The following is an 18812-nucleotide window of genomic DNA, read 5'->3' on the forward strand; positions in this document are numbered from 1 at the left end:
GGCGTCGGCGTGCGCCGGTCAGTCGGCGAGCCAGAGGTACGGGGGACGGTCCCTCGGCAGCGCGCCGGTCGCGAGTCGGCGCGCGAGATGCAGGGCGCCGTCGAGCGGCGTGCCGGCGGCCGCCCGCAGGTCGGCGTCGGGGGCGAGGCGCGCGAACTCGCGGCGGAATGCCGCGTCGACGACGGGTGAGGCGAACACTCCGCCCGTGAACGACGCGACGCGCGGGAGCCCGGGGTCGAGGGCGGCGGCGAGCGTCGCCGCGATGCGCGCCCCCGCTTCGTCGAGGATCGCGGTCGCGACGGCGTCGCCGGAGTCGGCGAGGCGTGCGACGTCGGCCGCGAGGCCCGCGAGCACCCCGGCCCGGTCGGCGCGAGGGTAGAGATGGGCCGGCCATGCGCCGACCGGGCCGAATCGCTCGGTCGCGAGCGCGAGGAGCGCCACGGCGTCCTGCCGGATGCCGTCGTGCGTCTCGATCGCAGCCTGGAGCGCGCGGATGCCGATCCACGCGCCCGATCCGCGGTCGTCGTAGAGATGCCCCCATCCGCCGACGCGTCGCCACACGCGATCGAGGTCGGTGCCGAGGGCGATCGCGCCCGTGCCGACGGCGACGACCGCACCCGGCGCGCCCGCGAGCGCGCCGAGGTTCGCCGTCACGGCGTCGGCCGCGAGGGCCGCGGGGGCGTCCGCGGCGCGTGCGAGACGTGTCGCGGCGGCATCGGGATCGTCGACGAGCGAGGCCACGCCGGCGGCGCCGACGCCGACCGCGGCGATGCGCGCGTCGGGCCAGGCTCGGCGCGCGTCGCCGATGAGCGCCTCGGCGACGTCGATGACGGTCGAGCCGCCCGCGGTCACCGAGATGCGCCCGCCGTCGAGGCGGCGCACGGTCGAGGCCTCGGTGAGCGCGGATGCATCGGGGAGCGTGTGCGCGAACGGCGTGAGCGCGGCGCGACTGCCGGTCCCGCCGAGGTCGATACCGAGGAGATACCGATGCTCGGAAATAACTTGCAGTTCATGCTCCATTCGCGAATACTACTTCCAATCACGTTCGCAGCGAGGCGGCTCGGGCCGCATCGCACCATCGAGAATCCCCAAGAAGGGTCCCTACCATCATGCGCAATCGCATCCTTCCGATTGCGGCGCTCGGCCTCACGGCCGCGCTCGCACTCACGGCGTGCTCCGGCGGCGGCAACGGCGGCGGCGACGCCGCCTCGGGCGAGGGCAAGACCCTCGACGTCTGGATCATGCAGGGCACGAACCCCGACTCCGAAGCCTTCTTCGACAAGGTCGGCGACGCCTTCACCGAGGAGACGGGCGCCGAGCTCAACGTCGAGTACGTGCAGTGGGCCGACGCCCACGACCGGTTCGTGACGTCGATCGCGGGCGGCACGACTCCCGACGTCGCGGAGACCGGCACGACCTGGACCGCCGAGTTCGCCGACGCCGGCGCGCTCGCCCCCATCGGCGACTACGTCGACGCCGACGGACTCGGCGACGACCTCGTCGAAGGCCTCGTCGAGTCGGGCACCTACGACGACACGCTCTACGGCATGCCGTGGTACGCGGGCGTCCGCTCGCTCGTCTACCGCTCCGACCTCTTCGACGAGCTCGGTCTCGCGGCACCCGCCAGCTGGGACGACATCGTCGCGGCGGGCGACGCCATCAAGGCCGCGCACCCCGAGATGCTCGCGTTCGCCGTGCCCGGCGACGCCGAGTTCGGCGTCTACCCCTGGGTCTGGGGCGCCGGCGGCGAGGTCTCGGTCAAGAAGGGCGACCAGTGGGTCTCGGGACTCGCGAGCCCCGAATCGCAGGACGGCATCGGCTTCTACACGGGACTCGCGACCGAGCACGGCTTCTCGTCGGCCGGCGCGACGACCTGGAAGGAGACCGACGTGCTCGACAACTTCGTCCAGGGCAACGTCGCCATGGCGCTCATGGGCTCCTGGACTCCCGCCACGATCGTGGAGAAGAACCCCGACCTCGAGGGCAAGTTCGCCGCGACGCCCATCCCCGGCAAAGACGGCGGCATCGCCCCCTCGGTGCTCGGCGGCTCGCACCTCTCGATGTTCGAGACCGCCGACGACAAGGATCTCGCGTGGGCGTTCATCAAGCTCATGACGACCGGTGAGTTCGCCGCCGAATGGGCCGACCAGACCGGCTACTTCCCCGGCCAGGCCTCGCTCCTCGACGCAACGCTCGAGAACGCCGACCCGCTCGTCGCACCCTTCGCGACGCAGCTCGTCGACGGCGGCGCCTCGGTGCCCGTCACGCCGAAGTTCGGCGCCGTGCAGGCCAAGAAGACCACGAACACCGCCATCCAGGCGATCCTCTCGGGGCAGAAGTCGGTCCAGCAGGCGACCGAGGACGCCGCCGCCGAGATGGACCAGATCATGAACGGCGACTGATCTCGTGACCAGCACCATCCAGGCACCGCCGGTCGCGCCCGGGGCTCCCGCCTCGCGCGCGGCCGGCGGCGCCGGCCGCAGGCCGAGCCGCATCACGAGGCTCCGGCCGTGGCTCCTGTTCGCCCCCGCCCTCATCGTGCTCGCCGTGCTGCTGCTGTGGCCGCTCGTCCGTGTCGTGCTCTTCTCGCTGCAGGACTACGGCCTCCGCGAGATCGTCTCGGGCGAGCCGAACTGGATCGGCCTCGACAACTACGCCGAGATCCTCGCCGACCCCTCGCTCTGGGGCGTCGTGCTGCCGAACACCGTCGTGTTCGCCGTGCTCTCGGTCGCCGGCACCGTCGCGTTCGGCACCGCCGTCGCCGTGCTCATGGCGAGCCTCGGCCCGTTCTGGCGCACGATCGTCGGCAGCGCGATCATGGTCGCGTGGGCGATGCCCGCCGTCACGGGAACCTACGTGTGGGTGTGGATCTTCGACGCCGACCGCGGCGTCTTCAACCAGGCCCTGCAGGCGCTCGGCCTGCAGGACGACCCCGTCAACTGGTTCACCAACCGCTACAGCTTCTTCGCGATCGTGCTGCTGAACGTCATCCACCACGGCTTCCCGTTCGTCGCCGTCACGGTGCTCGCGGGCCTCCTCGGCGTCTCGAAGGAGATGCTCGAGGCCGCCGAGATGGACGGCGCCGGGCCGTTCCGCCGCTTCTTCCAGGTGATCGTGCCGAACCTCCGCCAGGTCTTCACCGTCGTCATCATCCTGTCGACCATCTGGGACTTCAAGGTCTTCGCACAGGTCTACCTCATGCCGGGAGGCTCGGGCTCCAATCGCGAGGTGCTGAACCTCGGCGTCTGGTCGTACGTCGAGTCGTTCGGGCAGAACCGGTACGGCTTCGGCTCGGCGATCGCCGTGCTCCTGACCCTCGTGCTGCTCGCGATCACGGTCGTCTACGTCCGCACCATGCTGAAAGAGGAAGAGCTGTGAGCGCCACGACCGCGGACACCGTCGTCCCCGAGCAGGACGCGCGGCGCGCTCGCGGCGCGTCGCGCGAGCCGCGCGCGGCGAGAGACATCCGCCGCCCCGCTCGACGCAGCGCTCGCAAGACGCGAGCGGCGGCGCTCAAAGCCGTGCTCGTCGTGCTGCTGCTCGCCTTCACGCTCTTCCCGGTGCTGTGGATGCTCTCGAGCGCGTTCGACGCGAAGGCCGGCATCGGCGCGGCCTCCATCCTGCCGCGCGAGTGGTCGCTCGAGAACTTCCGCTACGTGCTCACCGAGGGCGGCTTCGACGTCTTCCTCCGGAACTCGGCGATCGTCGCGCTCGTGACCGTGCTCGCGAGCGCGGTGCTCGCGCTGCTCGCCTCGGTCGCCGTCGCGCGCTTCCGATTCAAGCTCCGCACGGCGCTCCTGCTCATGGTGCTCGTGGTGCAGATGGTGCCCCTCGAAGCGCTCGTCATCCCGCTCTTCGTGCAGGTGCGCGACCTGGGCCTGCTGAACACCCTCCTCGGCCTCATGGTCGTCTACGTCGCGCTCTCGCTGCCGTTCGGCATCTGGATGCTGCGCGGCTTCGTCGCGGCCGTGCCCGTCGAGCTCGAAGAGGCCGCCTACATCGACGGCGCGAGCTGGGGGCGGATGTTCCGGAGCGTCCTGCTGCCCCTCGTCATGCCGGGTCTCGTCGCGACGAGCGTGTTCAGCTTCATCACGGCGTGGAACGAGTTCATCTTCGCGATGACCCTCCTCGGCGGCGCGACCGAGAACTACACGGTCGCGATCGGCCTCAAGCAGTTCTTCGGCGAGCACTCGAACGAGTGGGGCGCCATCATGGCCGCCTCGACGATCATCACGCTGCCCGTCATGGTCTTCTTCGTCATCGTGCAGCGGCGCCTGTCGAGCGGGCTCGTCGCGGGCGCGGTCAAGGGGTGAGCCGGATGTCTCGAACCGTCGACCGGTCGCTGCGCAGCCTCGTCAACGCCGTGCTGTGGCCGGGCTTCATCGGGCGCACCGTGCCCGGCTGGCTCCGCGACGAGCTCGACCACGGCCTCGCCGGCGTCGTGCTGTTCGCGCAGAACCTCGGCGACGAGGTGGAGCGCGACGCCCTCGCGGCGGCCCTGCACGCGGGGCGCGACGACGTCCTCGTCGGCATCGACGAGGAGGGCGGCATCATCACGCGGCTCGAAGCCCGGTCGGGCTCGACGCTGCCGGGCGCATGGCAGCTGGGCGCGGTCGACGACGTGGTCGTGACGGAGGCCGTCGGCCGGACCCTCGCCGACCGGTCGCTCGCGGCCGGCGCGAACGTCGTGCTCGGCCCCATCGCCGACGTGAACGTCGACCCGGCGAACCCCGTCATCGGCACGCGGAGCTTCGGCGCCGACCCCACCTTGGTCTCGAGGCACGTCGCGGCCGAGGTCCGCGGCATCCAGGCGCGCGGTGCCGCCGCGTGCGTCAAGCACTATCCGGGTCATGGCGACACGAGCGTCGATTCGCACCACGACCTGCCGAAGCTTGCGATCGGCCCCGACGAGATCGAACGGCTGCACCTGCCGCCCTTCGACGCGGCGATCGCGGCGGGCGTCGACGCGATCATGACGGCACACCTCGTCGTGCCTGCGTGGGGCGAGCTGCCCGCGACGCTCAACCCCGCCATCCTCGGGCGCCTGCGCGAAGGGGGGTTCGAGGGCGTCATCGTGACCGACGCGCTCGACATGGCGGCCGTGCGCGCGACCGTCGGGTCGGGTCGCGGCGCCGTGCTCTCGCTCCTCGCGGGCGCCGATCTGCTGTGCATCGGCAACCCCGCGAACCCGGGTGTCGCGGCGGCACCCGACCAGGACGAACGCGACTTCTTCGAGGTGCAGCACGCCCTCGTCGCCGCCGTCGCGTCGGGCGAGCTCGATCGCGGCGTGCTCGAGCGGGCCGCCGCGCGCGTCGCAGCGCTCGCGGCGAAGGTGCGGTCGGCTCCGCTTGCCGGGGGCGAGGCGTTCGGCGTCGACGACGCCGCGGGCGAGGCGTCCGCCGTCGACGCGTCGGTCGTCGTGCGTCGGGCGGTGACGGTCGCGGGCGCGCTCCCGGCCTTCGACCACGGATGCCTCGTGCTCGACGCGCGGCGACGCTCGACGATCGCCATGGACTCCGGGGCCGACTACGTCGCCGCGGGCATCGCGCGCGGCGGCGCCGTGCGGCGCGTGCACCTCGACTCGGCTGATCGCACGACGTCGCTCGCCGACGCCGACGCCGACGCCGACGCCGACGCAGCCGTCTATGAGGCGATCGCCGCGTCCCGGCTCGACGGCCGGGGCCTCGTCGTGCTCCTCGACGCGCTCGCCGCGTCGGCCGGACAACGGCGGCTCGTCGACCGGGTCGCAGCGCAGCGCCCCGACGCGGTCGTCGTGCACGTCGGCGTTCCGAGCGAGGCATCCGCCGGGCTCGCGCTCCCCGTCATCGAGACGCGGGGCGCGAGCCGGGTGACCGCCGAGGTCGTCGCCGACCTGCTCTCGGGAGCGCGCACATGAGAATCGTGTCGCTCCAGTCCGGGACCTCGGCCGACGGCATCGACGTGGCGGTCGTCGACGTCGAGGTCGCGGATGACCCGGGCGGCGCGCCTGCCGACGTGTCATCGGTGGCGGGCGGTTCGCGCCTCGCGCTCACGCCGGTGCTGACGCGCACGGTCGACTGGGAGCGGGCGCTGCGCGCGCGGATCCTCGGGGCGGCCCTCGGCGACGTGCTCGACGCCGGCGCATGGTGCCGACTCGACACCGCGCTCGGCCAGGCGTTCGCGGACGCCGCAGCCGACGTCGTCGCCGAGGCCGGCCCGGCCGACCTCATCGTCTCGCACGGTCAGACCCTGCACCACTGGGTCGAGGGCGGCCGCGCCCGAGGCACCCTCCAGCTCGGAGACCCGTCATGGATCGCCGAGCGCGCCGGCGCCCCCGTGCTCTCGCACGTGCGCGCCGCCGACATCGCCGCGGGCGGCGAAGGCGCCCCGCTCATGGCCGTGTTCGACCGGCTCTGGCTCGGCGAGGAGGCACGCGCAGCGGGCCGGGCACTCGCCACGGTCAACCTCGGCGGGATCGCGAACGTGCAGATCGTCGCTCCATCCGGCGAGGTGTGCGCATTCGACAGCGGACCCGCCAATGCGCTCGTCGACGAGGCCGTCTCGGAGGCGACCGCAGGCGCCGAGGCCTTCGATCGCGACGGCCGGCACGCCGGCGCCGGGCACGTCCACGACGTGCTTCTCGCGAGGCTCCTCGCCCACCCCTACTTCGCCGCCGCCGCCCCCAAGACGACCGGTCGCGAGACCTTCCACCTGGGCGTGGTCGGCGAGGCCGCGCGGGCCGTCGGCGCTGACGCGGTCGGCGTCGACGACCTCGCGGCGACGCTCACCGAGCTCACGGCGATCACCGTCGTGGGCGCGTTCGCGCCCGAAGCCGCGCCGGCCGAGCTCGTCGTGTCGGGCGGCGGCGCGCTCAACCCCGTGCTGCTCGACCGCCTCGCGGCCCACGCGCGTGCCCGAGGCATCCGCGTCGCCTCGAGCGCCGAACGCGGGCTCGACCCCGCCTTCAAGGAGTCGCTCATGTTCGCGCTCCTCGGCTTCCTGTCGTGGCACGGCGTGCCCGTCCGCATCGCCGGCCCGGCGATGCGCGTCGCCGGGCGCATCAGCCCCGGCCCCTCACCCCTCAGACTCCCCGAGCCGATCGCCGGCGCGACGTCCCTCACCATCCACCAGGAGAACCACCGATGACGACGACGAACCACCCCGCCGCGAGCGAGCCCGCGGCCGAGGACCGCGCACGCCTGCACGACGTGCTCGCGGGCCTCGCGACCGAGCAGGTCGCCGACGGCCTCGCCGACTTCGACCTCCGCTCGACCGAGGCGCAGCTCGCGACCATGGTCGACGAGAGCGCCGTCGCGGTCGAGGCCGTGCGCGACGCGACGCCGCAGATCGCCGCCGCCGTCGACGCGATCGTCGCGCGCCTGCGCGCAGGCGGCCGTCTCGTGTACCTCGGCGCGGGCACCGCGGGGCGCCTCGGCGTGCTCGACGCGAGCGAGATCCCCCCGACGTTCGGCACCGACCCGTCGCTCGTCGTAGGACTCATCGCGGGCGGCGAGACGGCCATCAGACACGCCGTCGAGAACGCCGAGGACGACGCCGAGCAGGGCGCCGCCGACGTCGCGGCGATCGGGATCGGCCCGCTCGACGCGCTCGTCGGCATCTCGGCATCGGGTCGCACGCCGTACGTGCTCGGTGCGCTCGCGCACGCCCGAGCGGCCGGCGCGCTCACCGTCGCCCTCGCGAGCAACCGGGGTTCCGAGATCGGCGCCGCAGCCGACCTCGCGATCGAGACGGCCGTCGGCCCCGAGGTCGTCGCGGGATCCACGCGACTCAAGGCGGGCACCGCCCAGAAGCTCGTGCTCAACGCCATCTCGACGCTCGCGATGGTGCATCTCGGCAAGGTCCACGGGAATCTCATGGTCGACGTGCGGGCGACGAACGCGAAACTGCGGGCGCGGGCGGAGCGGATCGTGATGGCGGCGACGGGCTGCGAGTCGGCCGAGGCCGCCGCCGCGCTCGCCTCGACCGGCGGCGCCGTCAAGCCCGCGATCCTCGTCACCCTCACTGGGGTCGATGCCGAGGTCGCAGTGAGGGCGCTCGATCGGGAGGATGGGGTGTTACGCGGTGCGCTCGAGCGGCTCGCGAGCGCCGACCGACCCGAGGAGTCCCATGTCCCCTGATGTGCTGTCGGCCGTGCGGGAGGCGCTCCCGCGGTTGAGCTCGTCCGAGTCGCGTGTGGCCGTCGCGATCCTCCAGGATCCGGCGATCGTCGTCGACCTCACGATCACCGAGCTCGCGGGGGCGTGCGGCACGTCGCTCTCGACGGTCGCGCGGTTCTGCCAGACCCTCGGCTACACGGGCTACCGCGAGTTCCGCATGGCGGTCGCGAGCGCGGTGAGCCGTGAGGAGGCCGAGCGGGCGAGGTTCGGGCTCGCGGCGACCGACATCGACCCCGACGACGGCGTCGACGAGGTCGTCGCCAAGATCGCCTTCCAGGAGATCCTCGCGATCGAGCAGACGGCGCACGGGCTGGATGTCGCGGCGCTCGACATCGTCGTCGACCGCCTCGTCGACGCGCGCCAGGTCGACCTGTACGGCTTCGGCGCGTCGGGGCTCACCGCGCAGGACCTCCAGCAGAAGCTCGTCCGCGTCGGCATGGTCGCGACGTGCTCGGTCGACATCCATCTCGCACTCGTGTCGGCCGCGCTCCGCGGCCCCGGCGACGTGGCCATCGCGATCTCGCACTCCGGCGAGACGACCGAGACGCTTCACGCGCTCGACGTCGCCGCTTCGGCCGGGGCGTTCACGGTCGCGATCACGAACTCGCCCGCGTCCCCCCTGGCCGAGATCGCCGACGCCGTCCTCGCGACCCGTGCGCGCGAGTCGAGCTTCCGCCTCGGGGCCATGTCGAGCCGCATCGCGCAGCTCGCGCTCGTCGACATCCTGTTCGTCCGACTCGCGCAGCGCCGTCACCTCGACGTCGAGGAGCCGCTCCGTCGCACGCGCGAAGTGACGGCGAGCCATCGTGTGCCGCCCAGGCGGCGCGGCGCGGGGGAGACGGGAGCGAGCTGACGCCCGCGGCTCGAGGGGCGCGCCGATAGCATCGAGGAGGCGCCCGTTCGGTGCGCTCAGGAGGCGTTCATGGTGACAGGGGCACCGCGCGTCGAAGTCGACGCGATCGTCGTCGGGTCGGGCCCGAACGGGCTCGCGACGGCCGTCACGCTCGCGCGCGCCGGGCTCTCGGTGCACGTCGTCGAACGCGAGGCGACGATCGGCGGCGGCGCACGCACCGAGGAGCTGACCCTGCCGGGCTTCCGCCACGACGTGTGCTCGGCCGTGCACCCGCTCGCGCTCGCATCGCGCTTTTTCCGTGAGTTCGGCCTCGACCGCCGCATCGAACTCGTCGTGCCCGAGGTGTCGTTCGGGCACCCGCTCGACGGCGGCCGCGCTGGCATCGCGTGGCGCGACTTCGACCGCACGGTCGACGGGCTCGGCGCCGACGGCGCCGCCTACCGGTCGCTCCTCGCACGGTTCGTCGCGCACCCCGGCGCGGTCGCGTCGTTCACGGGCGGGTCGATCGTGCGCATCCCCGCCGATCCCGTGACCGCGGTGCGCTTCGGCCTCAACGCGCTCGAGCAGGGCACACGCGCCTGGAGCGGCAGATTCACGGATGTCCCGGCGCCCGCCATGCTCACGGGCGCCGCCGCGCACGCCATCCTGCCGCTCCCGAGCGTCGCCGCGGCGGCCGTCGGGCTCTCGCTCGTCACGTGGGCGCACACCGTCGGCTGGCCCGTGCCGGTCGGCGGCAGCCAGGCGATCGTCGACGCGCTCGTCGCAGACCTCACGGCGCACGGCGGAACGATCGAGACCGGGCGTTCGGTGGAACGCCTCGACGAACTCCCCGCCGCACGCGCCGTGCTGTTCGACACGACGCCGCGCGCGCTCGCGAGCATCGCAGGCGAGCGGATGCCCCGGCGCTACCTCGAGACCCTCGAACGGTTCCGGTACGGCAACGCCGTCGCGAAGGTCGACTTCGCGCTCTCGGGGCCGGTGCCGTGGACGAACCCCGACCTCGCCCGCACCGGAACCCTGCACCTCGGCGGGACGCGCGAAGAACTCGCCGTCGCCGAGAACGCGGTCGCACGAGGCATCCACCCCGACTCCCCCTACGTGCTCGTGTCGCAACCGACCGTGCTCGACCCGGCGCGCGCGCCCGAGGGCAAGCACGTGCTGTGGGCGTACACGCACGTGCCACGCGGCTCGAACCTCGACCGCACCGAGGTCGTCACCCGCCAGATCGAGCGCTTCGCGCCCGGGTTCCGCGACCTCGTGCTCGCGTCGGCGTCGCGCACGGCCATCGACGTCGAGGCCCACAACCCCAACTACGTGCTCGGCGACATCTCGGCGGGCGAGCCCGACTTCGCGCAGCTCCTGCGTCGGCCCGTGCTCTCGCCCGACCCGTGGCGGACGCCCGCACGCGGAATCTACCTGTGCTCGGCCTCGACGCCACCCGGCCCCGGCGTGCACGGCCTCGGCGGGTGGCACGCGGCGCGGAGCGCGCTCCGGCACGAGTTCGGCATCACGGCGGCACCCTCGCTCGCGCCGTGAGCGGCGGGCCCGGCGGGATCGGCGGGATCGGCCTCAGAAGTCGACGAGATGCAGCTCGACCTCGACCGGGCCGCCCGCTTCGAGTTCCTCGGCGACCCGCACGGCCTTCTTGATCGGCAGGACGTAGGCGCCCGCTGCCGAGTCGGGGAACACCGACGTCGTCCAGACGGTGCGCCCGACCCGGGCGCGCACGCGGACCGAGCCGAATCCGCGCGGCGGCAGCGGCACCTCGCGGATGGCGGCGGATGCCTCGTCGGGCACGGTCACGAAGAACCACTCGGCACGTGCCCGCCACTCCCACAACTCGGCGATGAACCGGAACTCCATGGGCTCGACGCTACCCGGAGCCGCCGACGCGCTCCGCCCGCGCGGCGCGCTGCGCGCGGAGCGCGCGGACGGAGAGCTGCACGATGACGGCGACGAGGAGCGCCGCGAACAGCCACGTCGCGAGCGCCGGGGGATGAGGAACGCGATCGCGACGCCGCCGAACGACGCGATCGTCGCCGCGAGGCCGACCGTCAGCCCCTGCTTCAGGTCGACGAGGCCGCCGCGCACGTTCGTGATCGTGCCGCTCACCGCGGTCGGGATCATGACGACGAGCGACGTGCCCTTCGCCATGAGGTCGCCCATGCCGAGGAGCACGATGAAGACGGGCACCATGAGCGTGCCGCCGCCGATGCCGAACAGCCCCGACGCGATTCCGACCGCGACGCCGATGCCGACGAGCGCGAGCGCGATCCACACCGTGATCTCGAGGTGGCCCGACTCGCGGTCGGGCACCGCGAGCAGCAGCCGCACGGTGATGACGACGAGCAGTGCGATGAAGCCCCACCGCAGCCACGTCAGCGGGATGCGCCGCAGGATGCGCGCACCGATCCACGACCCGACGACGCCCCCGATCGCGACGAAGAGCGCCGCGAGCAGGTCGACCTGCCCGCCCGCGAGATACCCGATCGCACCTCCGATCGACGCCGGCACGATCGCCGCGAGCGAGGTCGCCGTCGCGCGTCGCTGATCCATGCGGGCGAGCCACATGAGGAGCGGCACCATGACGATCCCGCCGCCGACGCCGAACGCACCCGAGAGCAGCCCTCCGATCGCACCGATGACGGCCAGGCGCACCCAGCCGGGCGCGGGCGCGGCCGGCGCGGGCGGCGCGGGCGGCGCGGCCGAAGCGGCTGCGTCAGGCGCGGTCGCGCGGGGGTCGGATGCCTCGGACGCGGCGCCCGAAGCATCCGGATCGCTCTCGCTCACCCGCCGACCTCGTCGCGCCACGAATGCTTCGGCGCGAAGCCGAGCTCACGGCGGGCCTTGTCGATCGAGAGGAGCGTGTCGTTGACGCCGAGGTCGCCGCGGATCTCGACGCCGGGGAACACCTCGGCGACGAGCTCCGCGTTGGGCCGCGACATGACCGTGTCGGCGGCCGCGATCACGTACCGCTCGAACCCCGGCTTCGCCTTCGCGAGCGCGAGGCTCACTGCCTGCGCGCCGTCGCGCGCGTCGATGTAGCCCCACAGGTTCCACTTGCGCCGCCGCGGGTCGGCGTCGTACTCGGGGAAGACCGCGTAGTCGGCGGGGTCCATGACGTTCGAGAACCGGAACGCCGTGATAGAGAGCTCGGGATCCCAGCGGACGAGCTGCGCCGCGAGCATCTCTTCGAGGTGCTTCACGAGCGAGTAGGTCGACTCGGGGCTCGTGACGTCCTCGTCGACGGGGATGTACGGCGGCGGCGTCTCGAACGGCAGCCCCAGCACGGTCTCGCTCGACGCCGTCACGATGCGCTTGACGCCCGCGCGTCGCGCCGCCTGCAGCACGTTGTACGTCGTCAGCATGTTGTTGCGGAACGTCTCGGCGTCGCTCGCGAGGCCCGGCGCCGGAATCGCCGCGAGGTGCACGATCGCGTCGACGCCCGAGTGGTGCTCGTCGATGCCCGCCACGGCGTCGAGCACCTGGCCGGCGTCGGTCAGGTCGACGAGCACGACGGTGCCGCGCTCGCCGACGCGGTCGAGGTTCACGACCTCGTGGCCTTCGGCTCGGAGGGTGCGGACGACGGTGCGGCCGAGCTTGCCCGATCCGCCGGTGACGATGATGCGCATACCGCCAGTCTCGTCGAACCCAGGCGGAACGGGCTACTCATCGGTCAGGAAGCGGTGCTCCCGCACGTGTACGTCACGTCGCCGACGACATGGACGCCGTCGCCGAGCTCGGCGCACGTCTGCATCGCGGGGATCGCGGCCACGATGATGGCCGCCACGACGAGGAGCACGATGCTCGAGACGATCACCCCTGCGAGAGCGAACCCGTTGTGCCACTTCGGATTGCGCGACTGCACGAGCGCGACGATCGAGAGCACGAGGCCGACGACGGCGCCGGGGCCGCAGAACGCGAGGACGAGGCCGACGATGCCGAGCACCTTGCCGCGATCCTTCGTGAACGGGATGAGCGGGGGAGACGGCGCCGCCGCGGGCGCGCCCGTCGGGGGTGTGGGAACGGTCGGCGGAGTGAGCGCGTCGGGCGCCGCGGGAACGGGGGCCGCCGATACGGGTTCGGCGGTGTCTTCGAGGGTCATCGGTGGATTGTGCACCATCCGGGCGGAACACCGGGTCGAGTTCTCCACAGGGCCGGGGCGGTACCCCGACGAGGCGCTCAGTGGACGGTACGGCTGAGCGCGGGCTCGGCAGTCGTCGCGGCGTCGGCGCGCAGGACACGGTCGAACTCGGAGGCGAACGGCGCACGCGACAGCCGCCGCGCGATCGCTCCGATGGCCCACACGATCGTGACGCCGACGATGCCGATCGCCGCGCCCGCCGCGTTCGCGAGCAGGTCTCGGGGATCGGAGATGCGGTCTTCCATGGGGATCTGCGCGACCTCGATCGCGATGCTCACGGCGACGGCCGCGGCGAACGCCGCGACGATGCGCCGACGACCGGCGAGGAGTGCGAAGAGCGCCCCGAGCGGCAGGAACATCGCGATGTTCAGGGCGAACTCGGTCGGCGATCCGGTCGTCCACGTCGACCGGTCGAACCAGATCGACGGGGTCAGCACCCCGTACCGAGCCTCCCAGCCGATCGCATGCCACGACACCGGCCCGAGGGTCGCCCACGCGACGAGGGCGAGGTACCCCGCGGCGGCGACGAGGAGCGGGATCCGGCGGAGCATGATGCCAGCATCCACCGCGATCCTGCGAACCCGCCGAAGACCCGCGGGGAATGCGGCGACCCGCGGGCCGCCAGGGGAGCCGAGGGGGAGGTCAGCAGGAGTACGTGAAGCCGTCGACGACGTGCTCGCCCGGGCCGAGGATGTCGCAGTTCGCGGCGACGGTCAGCAGCGTCGGGATGAGGAACGCGAGGGCGACGATCGTAAGGACGACGCCGAGTGCGCCGACGATGATGCCGATGAGAGCCGGGATGTTCCGTGCCCCGGCCTTGCGCGACTGCACGAACCCGACGATCGAGAGCACGAGACCGATGACCGAGAACGCCCCGAGGAACGACACCACGAGGCCGACGATGCCGAGGACCTTGCCGGGGACCTTTCCGCCCTGGCCGGTGGGGGCCGCGTACGCCGGGCCGGCCTGCTCGGGGGCCGGAGCGTAGGCGGGCGCGTACGCAGGGGCCGCGCCGGGCGCGGGCGCGTACGCGGGGGTGGCGCCGGGAGCTTCGAAGACCGGAGCGGGCGCGGCGGGCGCCGCGGGCGGCGGTGCGACGGGGTACGCGGCGGGGGCCGACGGAGCCGGGGGGATCTGCGCGTCGGGCGCGGGGAACTGTCCGGGTGCAGGAGGCAGGGTCATAAAGAGGGATTCTGCCGCATCGGGGGAGGAGAGGGCTCCCGACTGTCCACAACCGGAAGCGGGCGCGCCCCGGCGTGAGCCGGAGACGCGCCCGCGAGGCCGCCCGAAGGGTCAGCCGTGGAACGCGTCGGGGTGCGGACCCGTGCGGCCGTCGCGGTCGAGCGCGTCGATCGCGGCGAGCTCGTCGGCGTCGAGATCGAAGCCGAACACGTCGAGGTTCTCGGCGATGCGTGCGGGCGTCACCGACTTGGGGATGACGACGCGGCCCTGCTGCAGGTGCCAGCGCAGCACGACCTGCGCGGGCGTCTGGCCGTGGCGCTCGGCGACCCTGACGATGGATGCCTCGCCGAGCACGGCGCCCTGCGCGAGCGGGCTCCACGCCTCGGTCACGATACCGAGGGCGTCGTTGGCGGCGATCACGGCGCGGTTCTGCAAGGCGGGGTGGAGTTCGACCTGGTTGACGACGGGCACGACGCCCGTCTCCTGAACGATGCGGTCGAGGTGCGCGGGCTCGAAGTTCGAGACGCCGATCGCGCGCACCCTGCCGTCGGCGCGGAGTCGCTCGAGGGCTCGCCAGGTGTCGACGTAGCGGTCGTTCCGCGCGGTCGGCCAGTGGATGAGGTAGAGGTCGAGCACGTCGAGCCCGAGCTTGCCGAGCGAGACGTCGAATGCGCGGAGCGTCTCGTCGTAGCCCTGGTCGCTGTTCCACACCTTGCTCGTGACGAACAGGTCGTCGCGCGAGACATCCGCCTTCGCGATCGCGCGACCGACGCCTTCTTCGTTGCCGTAGATCGCGGCCGTGTCGATGCTGCGGTAGCCCGCGGCGATCGCGGTCGCGACGGCGGCCTCGGTCTCGTCGTTCGGCACCTGGAAGACGCCGAAGCCGAGCTGGGGCATCCGGATGCCCGTGTGCAGTTCGATCTCGGGGACGGTGACGAGTTCGGTCATGGATGGTTCCTTTCGTGGGGTGGGGTTGAAGCTCAGTGGGCGGATGCCGCGACCGCGCCGGTCACGGCGGCAGGCGTGGCGCCCGGGGCATCCGAAGCGCTCGACGAACCGGCCGACGCGCGTCGCGCCGCGACCGCGGCCGCGATCATGACGATGAGCGCAGCGGCCGTGATCGCGGCGCCGACCCAGATCGGCGAGGTGTAGCCGAGGTCCGCGGCGATCGCGACGCCGCCGGCCCACGCGCCGAGCGCGTTGCCGAGGTTGAACGCCGCGATGTTGGCGCCCGAGGCGAGGGTCGGCGCGCCCGACGCGTAGCGCATGATGCGGCTCTGGAGGCCCGGCACCGTGCCGAACCCGAACCCGCCCATGAGGGCGAGGAGCACGATCGTCGCGGGCTGCGACGACGCGAGCGCGCCGAACAGGGCGAGCACGACGACGAGGGCGGCGATGAAGCCGACGAGGGTGCCGTCGATCGACCGGTCGGCGAGCTTGCCGCCCACCCAGTTGCCGACGAAGAGGCCGCCGCCGAAGAGCACGAGGAGCCACGGCACCGCGCCCGCGGCGAAGCCGCCGACCTCGGTGAGGGTGTAGGCGATGTAGGTGAACGCGCCGAACATGCCGCCGAAGCCGAGGACGGTCACGACGAGCGAGAGCCACACCTGTCCCGACCTGAAGGCGCCGAGCTCGAGGCGGAGGCTCGGGGCGGGGGCGGATGCCTCGGGGCCGCTGCCGCTCGCCGCGGGCGCCTTCGGCACGAGCAGCCAGAGCCCCGCGAGGGCGACGACGCCGATGCCCGAGATCGCCCAGAACGTCGACTGCCAGCCGAACTGCTGGCCGAGGAAGGTGCCGAAGGGCACGCCGAGGACGTTGGCGGCCGTGAGACCCGTGAACATGACGGCGATCGCGGCGGCCTGCTTCTCCTTCGCGACGAGGGAGGCGGCGACGACCGAGCCGATGCCGAAGAACGCGCCGTGGCAGAGGGCGGCGAGGATGCGGCCCGAGAGCATGACCTCGTAGGTCGGCGCGAGCGCCGAGATCGCGTTGCCCGCGATGAAGAGGACGAGGAGGCCCATGAGCACGGGCTTGCGGGGGAGGCGCGTGGTGGCGGCCGTGAGGCCGAGGGCGCCCACGACGACGGCGAGGGCGTAGCCCGAGATGAGCCAGCCTGCGGCGGCTTCGGTGACCCCGAAGCTCGCGGCGACTTGGGGCAGAAGGCCCATGATGACGAATTCGGTGAGTCCGATGCCGAACCCGCCGATGGCGAGGGCGATGAGACCGAGAGGCATGAGAGTGCGCTCCTGCGTTACACTGGGTGGGATAGTTGCAGACGCCGACTATTGCGGGTGCGGGACTAATAGTTGCACACGCAAATAGAAAGCGCAAGCAACTAGTTGCCGCGCGGCGTCCGTCGCGCTCGACGTGACCGCTCGACCGGCACGACAGGAGGACGACATGGGCATCGCCGACGACGCCGTCGAAGTGCGCGCGCAGGGCTGGCGCACGCTCGCCGCCTTGCACGGACTCATCGAGTCCGAACTCGAACGAGCGCTCGCGGCATCCGCCGACCTCTCCGTCGTCGAGTACACCGTGCTCGACGCCCTCGACCGCCAGGACGGCTGGCACATGCGCATGCAGCAGCTCGCGCGTGCCGCCGCCCTCAGTCCGAGCGCGACCACCCGGCTCGTCAACCGACTCGAAGACCGCGGGCTCCTGACCCGGGTGCTGTGCGCAGACGACCGCCGCGGCATCTACACCGAGCTCACGCCGTCAGGGCGCGAACTCTACGAACGCGCCAGGCCCGTGCACGACGAAGCGCTCGAGCGTGTGCTCGACGAGGCGTGCGAGCAGCCCGAGCTCGCGCCCGTGGTGCGCGCGCTCCACGAGGCGCCCGCGCCGGTCGCGTAGGCGCGCACGTCGCGCCTCCACTTTCGAAGTCGCGCGAATGGTCGGCATTGCGTCGCGGTGGCGACGATTCGCGCGACTTCGAGAGCGCATTCAGGATGCCTCGGGCGCGTCAGCCCGCGGCGCCCGTGATGTTCACCATCCACGTGACGCCGTACTTGTCGGCGACCATGCCGAACGCGTCGCCCCACGGCGCGACCTCGAGCGGAAGCACCGCAGTGCCGCCCTCGAGGAGGCCCGCCCAGTACCCGCGCAGCGTCGCGTCGTCGTCGCCCGAGAGCGAGACCGAGAAGCCGCCGTACGCCTCGACGGGCATCCCGGGCGGGGCGTCGGACGCCATGAGCGTCTGACCCGTCGCCGTCGTGAGCTGGCCGTGCATGACGAGATCGGCGTCGTCGGGGCCTTGGCTCTGGCCGCCCTCGGCGAACGTCATGATCGAGAGCTCGCCGCCGAAGACGCCGTAGTAGAACTCGAGCGCCTCGCGGGCGTTCGTGTCGAAGTTGAGGTAGGGGTTGAGCAGGACCGACATGTGAGTGCTCCTCCGATCGGTGCGCGGCGGCGCGGGGTGCGCCGCGGCGCGCACGAGGGTGATTCTCGTCGCGCGTGGAGGCATCCGAAAGGTGCAGGCGAGACATCCGCGCCAGTCCGTGAGAAATGCTCGTGAACCCTTGACTGCGCTTCCGTGCGGGCGTAGCTTGTAATCAATCAAACAGTTGATAAAGGACCAGGTTGATGAATGCGGAACCGAACGCCGACGAACGGCTCGACCGCGCCTTCCAAGCGCTCGCCGACCCCGTGCGACGCCGCATCATCGCCCGCCTGAGCCGCGGCCCGGCCACCGTCAACGACCTCGCCGAGCCCTTCGAGATCACCAAACAGGCGGTCTCGAAGCACATCCAGGTGCTCGAACACGCCGGCCTCGTCACGCGCACGCGCGACGCCCAGCGCCGGCCCGTGCACCTCGACCCCGCAGCGCTCGAAGCGCTCACCTCGTGGATCGACCGCTACCGGCTCGTCCACGAACAGCGGTACCGCACGCTCGACGCGCTGCTCGGCACCGCCACCGATTCAGATCAGGAGCAGGAACGATGACGAACCCCGTCACGATCGAAGCGCCCGAGGGCGTTCCGTTCATCTTCTTCACGCGCGAGTTCGATGCGCCCGTCGAGGCCGTCTTCCGCGCGCACGCCGAGCCCGAGCTCGTGCGGCAGTGGCTCGGGCCGAACGGCTATGAGATGCGCATCGACGAGTGGGACTTCACGACCCACGGCGGCTACCGCTACACCCACCGCGAACCCGAGGGCGCCGAGTGGGGCTTCCACGGCACCTTCCACACCGTGCGCGAGAACGAGTTCGCCGTGCAGACGTTCGAGTTCGAGGGCGCGCCCGACCTCGTCGCGATCGAGACGATGCGCTTCGAAGACCTGGGCGACGGCCGCACGCGGCTCGTCGGCCACTCGACCTATCCGAGCGTCGAGGCGCGCGACGCGATGGTCGCGTCGGGCATGGACCGCGGGCTCAGCGAGGGGTACGAGCGGCTCGACGGGCTGGTCGCGGTCGCCGCCTGAGCGAAGCGGATGTCTCGGGGCCAGGATGTCCCGGGGCCGGATGTCTCGGGCGCGGCGCC

20 protein-coding genes are annotated in these 18812 nt (G+C 72.4%); 11 read left to right on the forward strand and 9 right to left on the reverse strand.

Features of this window, described 5'->3' with window-relative positions; genetic code table 11:
* Positions 1 to 18: 18 nt before the first annotated feature.
* Positions 19 to 1020 carry an N-acetylglucosamine kinase gene (locus tag ET445_RS06325; protein WP_129189856.1) on the reverse strand — a complete coding sequence of 334 codons (1002 nt, stop codon included), beginning with the start codon at positions 1018 to 1020 and terminating at the stop codon, positions 19 to 21.
* 89 nt (positions 1021 to 1109) lie between these two features.
* Between ET445_RS06325 and ET445_RS06330 the strand changes: the two genes are divergently transcribed.
* The 8 genes from ET445_RS06330 to ET445_RS06365 all read left to right on the forward strand — a co-directional run bounded on the left by ET445_RS06330 (position 1110) and on the right by ET445_RS06365 (position 10545).
* Positions 1110 to 2402, forward strand: coding sequence for a sugar ABC transporter substrate-binding protein (locus ET445_RS06330; protein WP_129189858.1), 1293 nt, complete (start codon positions 1110 to 1112; stop codon positions 2400 to 2402).
* 4 nt (positions 2403 to 2406) lie between these two features.
* A complete protein-coding gene (locus tag ET445_RS06335; RefSeq protein ID WP_129189860.1) occupies positions 2407 to 3378 on the forward strand; it encodes a carbohydrate ABC transporter permease in 972 nt (323 codons plus the stop codon).
* 143 nt (positions 3379 to 3521) lie between these two features.
* A complete protein-coding gene (locus ET445_RS06340) occupies positions 3522 to 4313 on the forward strand; it encodes a carbohydrate ABC transporter permease (RefSeq protein ID WP_243695384.1) in 792 nt (263 codons plus the stop codon).
* A 5-nt stretch (positions 4314 to 4318) separates the two neighbouring features.
* Positions 4319 to 5896, forward strand: coding sequence for a glycoside hydrolase family 3 N-terminal domain-containing protein (locus ET445_RS06345; RefSeq protein WP_129189862.1), 1578 nt, complete (start codon positions 4319 to 4321; stop codon positions 5894 to 5896).
* Positions 5893 to 7125 (forward strand): anhydro-N-acetylmuramic acid kinase, encoded by a 1233-nt coding sequence (locus ET445_RS06350; RefSeq protein ID WP_129189864.1) that lies wholly within the window; start codon positions 5893 to 5895, stop codon positions 7123 to 7125. The genes ET445_RS06345 and ET445_RS06350 overlap by 4 nt, the downstream gene beginning before the upstream one ends.
* Positions 7122 to 8117 (forward strand): N-acetylmuramic acid 6-phosphate etherase, encoded by a 996-nt coding sequence (gene murQ, locus ET445_RS06355; protein ID WP_129189866.1) that lies wholly within the window; start codon positions 7122 to 7124, stop codon positions 8115 to 8117. The genes ET445_RS06350 and murQ overlap by 4 nt, the downstream gene beginning before the upstream one ends.
* Complete coding sequence (locus tag ET445_RS06360) at positions 8107 to 9009, forward strand: MurR/RpiR family transcriptional regulator (RefSeq protein WP_129189868.1); 903 nt, start codon at positions 8107 to 8109, stop codon at positions 9007 to 9009. The genes murQ and ET445_RS06360 overlap by 11 nt, the downstream gene beginning before the upstream one ends.
* 69 nt (positions 9010 to 9078) lie before the next feature.
* Positions 9079 to 10545: a phytoene desaturase family protein gene (locus tag ET445_RS06365; protein WP_129189870.1), complete on the forward strand. Its 1467-nt coding sequence runs from the start codon at positions 9079 to 9081 to the stop codon at positions 10543 to 10545.
* Positions 10546 to 10578: 33 nt separating this feature from the next.
* Here ET445_RS06365 and ET445_RS18440 read toward each other — a convergent pair whose 3' ends face one another.
* The 7 genes from ET445_RS18440 to ET445_RS06400 form a co-directional block, all read right to left on the reverse strand.
* Positions 10579 to 11799, reverse strand: coding sequence for a TSUP family transporter (locus ET445_RS18440; protein ID WP_165314315.1), 1221 nt, complete (start codon positions 11797 to 11799; stop codon positions 10579 to 10581).
* On the reverse strand, positions 11796 to 12641 hold the full coding sequence (locus tag ET445_RS06375; RefSeq protein ID WP_129189874.1) for an NAD-dependent epimerase/dehydratase family protein: 846 nt from the start codon (positions 12639 to 12641) through the stop codon (positions 11796 to 11798). The genes ET445_RS18440 and ET445_RS06375 overlap by 4 nt, the downstream gene beginning before the upstream one ends.
* Positions 12642 to 12685: 44 nt before the next feature.
* A complete protein-coding gene (locus ET445_RS06380) occupies positions 12686 to 13114 on the reverse strand; it encodes a DUF4190 domain-containing protein (RefSeq protein ID WP_129189876.1) in 429 nt (142 codons plus the stop codon).
* Positions 13115 to 13191: 77 nt separating this feature from the next.
* Positions 13192 to 13719 carry a VanZ family protein gene (locus tag ET445_RS06385; RefSeq protein ID WP_129189878.1) on the reverse strand — a complete coding sequence of 176 codons (528 nt, stop codon included), beginning with the start codon at positions 13717 to 13719 and terminating at the stop codon, positions 13192 to 13194.
* 76 nt (positions 13720 to 13795) lie between these two features.
* Complete coding sequence (locus ET445_RS06390; RefSeq protein WP_129189880.1) at positions 13796 to 14335, reverse strand: hypothetical protein; 540 nt, start codon at positions 14333 to 14335, stop codon at positions 13796 to 13798.
* Between the two features lie 111 nt (positions 14336 to 14446).
* A complete protein-coding gene (locus ET445_RS06395; RefSeq protein WP_129189881.1) occupies positions 14447 to 15283 on the reverse strand; it encodes an aldo/keto reductase in 837 nt (278 codons plus the stop codon).
* Positions 15284 to 15315: 32 nt separating this feature from the next.
* A complete protein-coding gene (locus tag ET445_RS06400; RefSeq protein WP_129189883.1) occupies positions 15316 to 16569 on the reverse strand; it encodes an MFS transporter in 1254 nt (417 codons plus the stop codon).
* 166 nt (positions 16570 to 16735) lie between these two features.
* Between ET445_RS06400 and ET445_RS06405 the strand changes: the two genes are divergently transcribed.
* Complete coding sequence (locus tag ET445_RS06405; protein WP_129189885.1) at positions 16736 to 17188, forward strand: MarR family winged helix-turn-helix transcriptional regulator; 453 nt, start codon at positions 16736 to 16738, stop codon at positions 17186 to 17188.
* A 109-nt stretch (positions 17189 to 17297) separates the two neighbouring features.
* On the opposite strand, the gene ET445_RS06410 is transcribed toward ET445_RS06405, so the two are convergent.
* On the reverse strand, positions 17298 to 17714 hold the full coding sequence (locus tag ET445_RS06410; RefSeq protein WP_129189887.1) for a VOC family protein: 417 nt from the start codon (positions 17712 to 17714) through the stop codon (positions 17298 to 17300).
* A 203-nt stretch (positions 17715 to 17917) separates the two neighbouring features.
* Here ET445_RS06410 and ET445_RS06415 point away from each other — a divergent pair, with 203 nt between their 5' ends.
* Together ET445_RS06415 and ET445_RS06420 are read left to right on the forward strand one after the other, a co-directional pair.
* Positions 17918 to 18277, forward strand: coding sequence for an ArsR/SmtB family transcription factor (locus ET445_RS06415; RefSeq protein WP_129189889.1), 360 nt, complete (start codon positions 17918 to 17920; stop codon positions 18275 to 18277).
* Positions 18274 to 18753, forward strand: coding sequence for an SRPBCC family protein (locus ET445_RS06420; protein WP_129189891.1), 480 nt, complete (start codon positions 18274 to 18276; stop codon positions 18751 to 18753). Before ET445_RS06415 ends, ET445_RS06420 begins: the two co-directional genes overlap by 4 nt.
* Positions 18754 to 18812: the final 59 nt, after the last annotated feature.

This window comes from Agromyces protaetiae, from assembly GCF_004135405.1.
GTDB lineage: Bacteria > Actinomycetota > Actinomycetes > Actinomycetales > Microbacteriaceae > Agromyces > Agromyces protaetiae.

What these genes read in the sequence shown, in the direction of transcription:
- ET445_RS06325 (WP_129189856.1), bottom strand. Translation starts at nt 1,020, where the DNA reads ATGGAGCATGAACTGCAAGTTATTTCCGAGCATCGGTATCTCCTCGGT.
- ET445_RS06330 (WP_129189858.1), top strand. Translation starts at nt 1,110, where the DNA reads ATGCGCAATCGCATCCTTCCGATTGCGGCGCTCGGCCTCACGGCCGCG.
- ET445_RS06345 (WP_129189862.1), top strand. Translation starts at nt 4,319, where the DNA reads ATGTCTCGAACCGTCGACCGGTCGCTGCGCAGCCTCGTCAACGCCGTG.
- ET445_RS06350 (WP_129189864.1), top strand. Translation starts at nt 5,893, where the DNA reads ATGAGAATCGTGTCGCTCCAGTCCGGGACCTCGGCCGACGGCATCGAC.
- murQ (WP_129189866.1), top strand. Translation starts at nt 7,122, where the DNA reads ATGACGACGACGAACCACCCCGCCGCGAGCGAGCCCGCGGCCGAGGAC.
- ET445_RS06360 (WP_129189868.1), top strand. Translation starts at nt 8,107, where the DNA reads ATGTCCCCTGATGTGCTGTCGGCCGTGCGGGAGGCGCTCCCGCGGTTG.
- ET445_RS06365 (WP_129189870.1), top strand. Translation starts at nt 9,079, where the DNA reads ATGGTGACAGGGGCACCGCGCGTCGAAGTCGACGCGATCGTCGTCGGG.
- ET445_RS06375 (WP_129189874.1), bottom strand. Translation starts at nt 12,641, where the DNA reads ATGCGCATCATCGTCACCGGCGGATCGGGCAAGCTCGGCCGCACCGTC.
- ET445_RS06380 (WP_129189876.1), bottom strand. Translation starts at nt 13,114, where the DNA reads ATGACCCTCGAAGACACCGCCGAACCCGTATCGGCGGCCCCCGTTCCC.
- ET445_RS06390 (WP_129189880.1), bottom strand. Translation starts at nt 14,335, where the DNA reads ATGACCCTGCCTCCTGCACCCGGACAGTTCCCCGCGCCCGACGCGCAG.
- ET445_RS06395 (WP_129189881.1), bottom strand. Translation starts at nt 15,283, where the DNA reads ATGACCGAACTCGTCACCGTCCCCGAGATCGAACTGCACACGGGCATC.
- ET445_RS06400 (WP_129189883.1), bottom strand. Translation starts at nt 16,569, where the DNA reads ATGCCTCTCGGTCTCATCGCCCTCGCCATCGGCGGGTTCGGCATCGGA.
- ET445_RS06405 (WP_129189885.1), top strand. Translation starts at nt 16,736, where the DNA reads ATGGGCATCGCCGACGACGCCGTCGAAGTGCGCGCGCAGGGCTGGCGC.
- ET445_RS06410 (WP_129189887.1), bottom strand. Translation starts at nt 17,714, where the DNA reads ATGTCGGTCCTGCTCAACCCCTACCTCAACTTCGACACGAACGCCCGC.
- ET445_RS06415 (WP_129189889.1), top strand. Translation starts at nt 17,918, where the DNA reads ATGAATGCGGAACCGAACGCCGACGAACGGCTCGACCGCGCCTTCCAA.
- ET445_RS06420 (WP_129189891.1), top strand. Translation starts at nt 18,274, where the DNA reads ATGACGAACCCCGTCACGATCGAAGCGCCCGAGGGCGTTCCGTTCATC.